This window comes from Streptomyces spongiae, from assembly GCF_009377185.1.
Classification (GTDB): Bacteria; Actinomycetota; Actinomycetes; order Streptomycetales; family Streptomycetaceae; genus Streptomyces; species Streptomyces spongiae.
The window spans coordinates 1-5,775 of record NZ_VJZC01000613.1 but is presented as its reverse complement, the minus strand read 5'-3'; the positions used below and the strand labels follow the sequence as shown (position 1 = coordinate 5,775).

The following is a 5,775-nucleotide window of genomic DNA, read 5'->3' as shown; positions in this document are numbered from 1 at the left end:
CCCATGCCCCGTGCCCCGTGCTCCATGCCCCCGTCGTCCATGCCCCGGCCTCAGGACAGCACGTCCCCCAGCGTCCGCGCCGCCCGCTCCACGTCACCGAACCCGACGTACAGGGGCGTGAAGCCGAAGCGGAGGACGTCCGGGTGGCGGAAGTCGCCGACCACGCCGTTCTCGATCAGGCGCTTCATCACGTCCCCGGCGTCCTCGCACCGCAGCGCGACCTGGCTGCCCCGTTCCGCGTGGGCGGCCGGGGTCAGGGACTCGACGCGCCCCTCGGGTACGTACTCCGCGACGCACTCCAGGAAGAAGTCCGTCAGGGCGAGGGACTTGGCGCGGACGGCGTCGATCGAGACGCCCTCCCAGACCTCCAGGGCCGCCTCCAGGGCCAGCATCGACAGGATGTCCGGCGTGCCGACGCGGCCCCGCGGCGCCCCCGAGGCCGGGGTGTAGTCGGGGCGCATCCCGAACGGCTCGGCGTGCGAGTTCCAGCCGGGCAGCGGCGAGTCGAAACGGTCCTGAAGGTCCCGGCGCACATACAGATACGCAGGTGAACCCGGCCCTCCGTTGAGGTACTTGTACGTGCAGCCGACCGCCAGGTCGACCCCGTGCTCATCCAGCCCGACCGGCAGGGCACCGGCGCTGTGGCACAGGTCCCAGACCGCGTACGCGCCCGCCTCGTGCACCGCCGCCGTCAGGCCCGGCAGGTCGTGCAGTCGGCCGGTGCGGTAGTCGACGTGGTTGAGGAGGACCGCGGCGGTGCGGTCTCCCAACGCGGCCGGGACCTCCGCCGGCGTCACCGGACGCAGCGAACAGCCCGTCATCCGCGCCGCCGACTCCGCGATGTACCCGTCGGTGGGGAACGTCGTCGCGTCGACCAGGATCTCGTCCCGGCCCCCGTCCTGGCCCCCTTCCCGGACCTCGTCCCGGACCTCGTCTCGGTTCTCATCCCGGACCTCGTCCCGGTTCTCGTCCCCGCCGTCACCGGCCATACGGACCGCCGCGACGAGCGCCTTGAAGACGTTCACACTCGTGGAGTCACCCACCACGATCTGCCCGGACGCCGCACCCACGAGCGGGCCGATCCGGTCACCGATCCGCTCCGGCGCCGTCCACCAGCCGCTCTCGTCCCAGGACCGGATACGCAGGGAACCCCACTGACGGCGTACGACGTCGTCGACGTGACCGGGCACGGCCGCCGGGAGCGCGCCGAGGGAGTTCCCGTCGAGGTACACCACGTCGTCGAGTACGAACGCGTCGCGCAGCCCGGCCAGCTCGTCAGCGGCGTCCAACTTCCCGGCCTTGAAGGAGAGTTCGGACATCCCGGCGCCGAAGCCGGACGACTCAGACATGAGACCTCGCCGTCCACAGCTCCGGGAAGACGTTCTTCTGGGCGCGCTTCTCCAGCCAGGCCACCCCGGCGGAGCCGCCCGTGCCGGACTTGGCGCCCATCGCCCTGCGGGTGGCGACGAGGTGGTCGTTGCGCCAGCGCCACACCAGCTCGGCGACGTCGGTCAACGCCTCGCCGAGCCGGGCGAGTTCGTCGGTCTCGTCGCCCGCGTACAGGGCGGTCCACACCGCCTCGACCTCGGCCGAGGGCTCGTAGCGCCGGGACACGTCACGGCTTACGACCGCGTCCGGCACCGCGTGGCCGCGCCGCGCCAGCAGCCGCAGCACCTCGTCGTAGAGGCTCGGCTCGTGCAGGGCCTTCTCCAGCTCGGCGTGCACGCGCGGAGCCCCGCGGTGCGGTACGAGCATGGAGGCGGACTTCTCGCCGAGCAGGAACTCCATACGGCGGTACATCGCCGACTGGAAGCCGGAGCCCTCGCCGAGGGCGGCCCGGTAGGAGTTGAACTGGGCGGGCGTGAGCTGCGAGAGGGGCCGCCAGGACGCGTTCAGCGCCTCCAGCTCCCGTACGGACCGCTTGAGCGCGGCCACGGCCGTCGGTACGTCGTCCTCGCGGAGCGCACCCGCGGCGGTCTCCCACTCGTGGACGATGACGGTGAACCACAGCTCCATGACCTGGGTGGTCACCAGGAAGACCATCTCTCCGGGGTCGTCGGAGAGGGTGTGCTGGAGGTGGGTGAGAACGTCGGCCCTGACGTAGTCCTCATACGGGGTCGTGCCCTGGAAGTCGAGATGCGGGGTCTCGGGCTCGTGCGCCTCGTCCGGACGGGGAGGGATCTGCTGAGCCTGTTGGGACATCGCTGTCTCCTGCGAATAATCCGGGTAGCGGTCCGCCCCTGCCGTAACCGACACGGGGGCCCCGGTCCCCAAGGGCATCCTCCGCAATTCTCCCCCGATACGGCAAGGTCTGCCTGGTCACACGCCCTCGTCACGCGTCTTGGTCACACCCCCTCGTCACACGTCCTGGTCACACGTCCTCGTCACACCTCTTCGGACGGTCCCGCGTCGACGTGTTCTCCCGCGGACGGACGCGACGGACGCGGTCATGGCGCACAAGGCGGGGAGCCGGTTCTCCCGTATCGAGGAAGCAGCCTGGTCAGGACGGCCTGGGCCCCTTCCTGGTCCAGGAGCCTGGAGCCCCTCCCCTTCCTTCTGCACACCCGCGTCGACGCGGGTGTGCAGAAGGGGGAACCGCCCCATCGCTGGGGCGCGGCGAGGCTGGGCCGGGCCATCCACGGGGGGCTGAAGTTCGTGGACGAGAAGTTGGGCGAGCGAGAGCGGGTGGGTGCACTTCCACCTGGAGTCCATCGCCGCGTCCAACAACTGGAAGGAATTCAAAGAGAACAACATCCCGCGATGCCCCTCACCGCTCTGGTCATCGGGCTGACCGCGACCGCCGCCCTGATGTTGGCCTGGATCAGGGGACGGCATCCGCTCGACTGACGGAGCCGGCCCAGCGCTCTCCCGGATTGCGAGCCCCTGGACAGCGCTGAGCAGCCCCTGGTCTCCCTCGACCCTGCATTTCCGAACACGAGACGAAGGGCGAACCTATGACGACAGCGTCTTCACCCGCGCGACCACGCAGTACGGATGATCGGAAGCTTGCACATGTCATTTGCGTTTGCACAGCTCTCGTCCGTTTGACGGGCAGTTCGTCCGAAACTTGAGCCCGAGGCCACAGCTGTTGTGACATGCACTGCCGGAACGATGCACGGAGAACCCGCGCTCCCCAGGCGTTTTCCTTGGCCGGAGACCTGGCCCCCGGTCAGCGACACCGCGTGCGGTTGCTCTCACCACGTCACCGGTCGCCCCGGGCGCGAGGAGGAGCGGTGAGGGAGAACGAGGTGGTGCCGGTCGTGCTGTCCGAGGAGCGGCACCGGGAGATCCTCACCACGCTGATCCTCCCGGCGTCGACCGGGCACGCCGTCGCGCAGGAGAAGCCGGTCGCGGTCCTCGTCGCCGGACAGCCCGGCAGCGGCAAGTCGTTCCTCGCCGACGTGATCGAGCAGTCCCTGAACCGGCGCGGGGGCGCGGTGCGGATCAGCAGCGACCTGTACAAGCTGCTGCACCCTTCGTACGGCACGCTGCTGGCCGAGGACGAGCGGACCGCGGGCATCAAGGTCCGGCCGGACGTCCGCCGATGGGAGTCGGAGGTCATGGAGGACGCCCGCGCCCACGGCTTCGACCTGGTGTGGGAGACCGCCCTGGCGGCCCCGGAGGAGTTCAGGAGCATCGCGGGCGCCCTGCGCGCGGCCGGCTACCGCGTCGAGGTGGTGGTGCTGGCCACCGCGGAGGCATGGAGCCAGCTCAGTGTGCTGGACCGATACGTGCACCAGATCCACAGCGCCAGCACCGGCCGGTACGTGTCCTGGGAGAACCACGACACGTGCGTGCGCGGCATGATCCGCAGCCTCCGCGTCATCGAGGAGGAGCGCCTGGCCGACCGCGTGACCGTCGTCCGACGCGGCCTGGAGGTGCTCTACGTCAACGAACTTGCCGAGGGCTCGTGGATCGTGCCGCCCGTTGCCGCCGACGTGGTCGAGACCGAGCGCGCGGCGCCGTGGAGCGCGCTGCAGACCGCGGTGTTCCGTACGCAGCTGTCCCGTACGGAGGAACGGCTGTACCACCGACAGGTCTCCGCGGGGCAGCGGCTGGCGGTGCGCGGAGGCGTGGAGAGGGCCTTCGCGCTGTCCGAGCGGGTACGGCGGATCGCCCAGCCCCTGCTGGAACCGCCCGGCACCGACTACCACCGGCTGAGCGTCGAGGAACACCGCTGGATCCTCAATGAAGTGATCTTGCCCGGTCTGGGCGAGATCACGCCCCACAAGGATCCGGTCGTGGTGTTCGTGGTGGGACAGCCGGGCGCGGGCAAGTCGGGGACGGCCCGGCTGATCCGCCGCGCGCTGCGCAAACGGCGGCCGGTCTCCCTCGTCGGCGACGACTTCAAGGCGGCCCACCCCGACTACCTGAAGCTGTTGGAGACCTGTCCTCGTACGGCGAGCGCCCGGATCCGCGCCGACTACCAGGCATGGCAGGACGAGGCCGACGCGTACGTGATCGCCGGGCGCGGCGACGCGGTCATCGAGATGGCGCCCGGCAGCGCCCGGCAGTTCCTGGACCGGGCGGCGCGCTACCGCGCCGCCGGGTACCGGGTGGAGCTCGTCGCCCTGGCGGTACGCGCGGCGGACAGCCGACAGGGCACCGCGGACCGCTACACCGAGGCGAGCCGCCGCGGGAAGCCCGCTCGCTTCACCACCTCCGCGGGACACGATGTGTGCTTCGTGGCGGTCACCGAGGTGGTCCGGCTCGCCGAACTCGGGGCCGCGGTCGACTCCCTCACGGTCATACGCCGGGACGACAGCGCGGTCCACCGCAACAAGCTCGGCCCGGACGGCCGGTGGGTGCGTCCGCTCGGCGCCGTACGGGCTCTGGTGGACGAGCAGCGGCGCCCGTACACACCCCAGGAAGCCGCCCGGTTCCTCGCCACGCAGCGGCGGCTGCGTGCCGCGCTTCCGCAGTACCGGGCGGAACTCATACAGATCACGCAGCTGGCCCGGCCCCTCATGCCCGGCCACCCGCGAACCGGTGAACTCGTCCGCCCCGAGCCGCCGACCGCCCTGCCCATGCCGCCCGCCGGGCCCGGCGCCACTAGTCCTCTGCCTCGCCCGCCAGGTGAGTGAACCGTTCCTCGTAGTCGACGCCGATCCGCTCGACCAGCCGCGTCCGATCGGGACCGGCGGAGCGCCACGCGACGGAGTTCCGCTCGCTGCACCAGGCCATCACCCGTCGTACATGCTCCGCGTCCGGCCGGGCCCAGGGAGCGGCCCCGTCACGGGTTGTCACCGTGACAGGACCGCCGTGTCCAAGGCCCCTAGCCCAGGGTCTGGGCCGCCGTCGGGGAGGAGTCCTTCAGGAACTGCGTGCAGCGCTCGTACTCCTCCTGCTCGCCGATCGAGCCGGCGGCTCGGGCGAGGGCGTGCAGGGCGCGCAGGAAGCCGCGGTTCGGCTCGTGCTCCCAGGGCACCGGGCCGTGGCCCTTCCAGCCGCTCCTTCGCAGGGCGTCCAGACCGCGGTGGTAGCCCGTACGGGCGTACGCGTACGACTCGACGACCGAGCCGCGCTCGAACGCGTCGTCCGCGAGCTGGGCCCAGGCGAGGGACGAGGTGGGGTGCTTCGCGGCGACGTCCGCGGGGGCCGTGCCGTTCGCGAGCAGTTCGCGGGGCTCCGGGTCGTCGGGGAGGTGCGTCGGGGGCGGGCCCCCGAGGAGGTTCTCGTGAATGGTCATGGGTTCCAGTCTGGCCCATGTGGGGGCGCGGGTCGGGCCTGGGAGGTCGAAGGGGTGGCGGGCTGCCAAAGGGTGTTTCTCGCCCC

At 71.2% G+C, this 5,775-nt stretch carries 5 protein-coding genes; 1 reads left to right on the top strand and 4 read right to left on the bottom strand.

All coding sequences use genetic code 11. The features are described 5' to 3' along the window. Nucleotides 1-50: 50 nt before the first annotated feature. Both FNH08_RS42890 and FNH08_RS42885 read right to left on the bottom strand, forming a co-directional pair. A complete protein-coding gene (locus FNH08_RS42890; protein WP_152776928.1) occupies nucleotides 51-1,319 on the bottom strand; it encodes a kynureninase in 1,269 nt (422 codons plus the stop codon). A gap of 22 nt (nucleotides 1,320-1,341) precedes the next feature. Further along, entirely contained in the window at nucleotides 1,342-2,202 is an 861-nt protein-coding gene (locus tag FNH08_RS42885; protein ID WP_152776927.1) for a tryptophan 2,3-dioxygenase family protein, read from the bottom strand. Between the two features lie 1,031 nt (nucleotides 2,203-3,233). On the opposite strand from FNH08_RS42885, the gene FNH08_RS42880 reads away from it, so the two are divergent. Then, on the top strand, nucleotides 3,234-5,084 hold the full coding sequence (locus FNH08_RS42880) for a zeta toxin family protein (protein WP_322726376.1): 1,851 nt from the start codon (nucleotides 3,234-3,236) through the stop codon (nucleotides 5,082-5,084). On the opposite strand, the gene FNH08_RS42875 is transcribed toward FNH08_RS42880, so the two are convergent. Both FNH08_RS42875 and FNH08_RS42870 read right to left on the bottom strand, forming a co-directional pair. Continuing rightward, the gene (locus tag FNH08_RS42875; protein ID WP_152776925.1) at nucleotides 5,053-5,247 is read right to left on the bottom strand and encodes a hypothetical protein; all 195 of its coding nucleotides are present in this window, start codon (nucleotides 5,245-5,247) and stop codon (nucleotides 5,053-5,055) included. The genes FNH08_RS42880 and FNH08_RS42875 overlap by 32 nt on opposite strands. Before the next feature lie 28 nt (nucleotides 5,248-5,275). Continuing rightward, entirely contained in the window at nucleotides 5,276-5,689 is a 414-nt protein-coding gene (locus FNH08_RS42870) for a DUF3151 domain-containing protein (RefSeq protein WP_152776924.1), read from the bottom strand. Nucleotides 5,690-5,775: the final 86 nt, after the last annotated feature.

Coding starts and splice junctions, on each gene's coding strand:
- FNH08_RS42890 (WP_152776928.1), bottom strand. CDS start 1,319: ATGTCCGAACTCTCCTTCAAGGCCGGGAAGTTGGACGCCGCTGACGAG.
- FNH08_RS42885 (WP_152776927.1), bottom strand. CDS start 2,202: ATGTCCCAACAGGCTCAGCAGATCCCTCCCCGTCCGGACGAGGCGCAC.
- FNH08_RS42870 (WP_152776924.1), bottom strand. CDS start 5,689: ATGACCATTCACGAGAACCTCCTCGGGGGCCCGCCCCCGACGCACCTC.